This is a genomic window from Mesorhizobium sp., assembly GCF_005063415.1.
In the GTDB taxonomy this organism is placed as follows: domain Bacteria; phylum Pseudomonadota; class Alphaproteobacteria; order Rhizobiales; family Rhizobiaceae; genus Mesorhizobium.
This window is the reverse complement of record NZ_SUEG01000344.1, coordinates 1-1079: the sequence shown is the minus strand read 5'-3', so window position 1 is coordinate 1079 and position 1079 is coordinate 1. Positions and strand designations below refer to the sequence as shown.

The window sequence follows — 1079 nt, the reverse complement described above, 5'->3', positions numbered from 1 at the left end:
TGCAAAAACAGCTCGGCCATGCCTCGGCCGAGATGACCCGCAAATATCAGCGCCGGCGCGACCGGTTCCGGACCAACCTCACCAAGGCGAGCGGGCTGTAGGAACCATAAGTCCCCTGCCCTGTCGGAGGCTCGTCCTAGGACGACAGGGCACGGCCTCGGGCTCCCCACCTACGCGAGGCGGAGCGGCTTGCCGGCGAGGCCTGATGCTGCAAGAATCGAGGAGTGTTGTGGCGCGAACGCAATACCCATCGCGCGCCCTGACCCTAGCCCGAATTGGCCAACAAATCGTAAACGCGGGAGCGCGCATCCATGGAAACCAGGATCATCGACAGCCGCAACGATTTCGCGCAATGGGCGATCGATAGGTCCAATGCGATCCTGACGGATCAGGGTTCGGAACTCGCCACCGCGGCCCGCAATGGAAACGAAGCCCAAATCGGTGAGACAGCACAGGCGCTCGGCCAGGCGATCGTCGATGCGCTGATCGAGGCGTTCGACGGTCTCGCAGGCGACGAATGAGCCACCGCTTGGCCCGCACGACTGGCTGCGCCAATGGAAACGGCGGCGCGGCACGCGGGCTCCCAGATCCACCAGCCATCATGAATTCGGACTGCGCTGAATCCGCTTCGGCGGCATCGCGTCAGGGCTGCGAAGGGCCCGGCCCCTCAACCAATTGAAACCGTAAGGTAGAAACCGCGGTTCGAAAATTCAGCTTAGCGCTTCACTTGAAGTCGGGAAGTAAAACCGACATCGGCGCGCGCGAGCGGTCCGAGTAGGGTGGCCAGAGGCAAATCGGTGAATTGGTAAGCCATTGATTTGTTTATCGCCGATTTGAGTAACGGAAGCTATATTGCACTTCACTTCCGTAAGGCGATGATCCTTGGAACAAAGGCTCACTATCGATAATCACCCTTTATCGATAGTGATTGATCTCGCCGCCCAAATCAGCCATTTTCGGCCCCAGGATGGCCGCCGGCGACGTCCCGCGCGGCCGCGAACGACATAGAAGGCGGCTTTCCGCCGCGCGAGAAAGCCGCCTGGCATGAGCGAAGAAAAACCCGTCCGCCTGCCCGACCC

Annotated in this window: 1 protein-coding gene; it reads left to right on the top strand. The window is 61.0% G+C overall.

The window, feature by feature from the left end:
* Positions 1–311: 311 nt before the first annotated feature.
* A complete protein-coding gene (locus E5W70_RS32500) occupies positions 312–521 on the top strand; it encodes a hypothetical protein (protein ID WP_292591100.1) in 210 nt (69 codons plus the stop codon).
* Positions 522–1079: the final 558 nt, after the last annotated feature.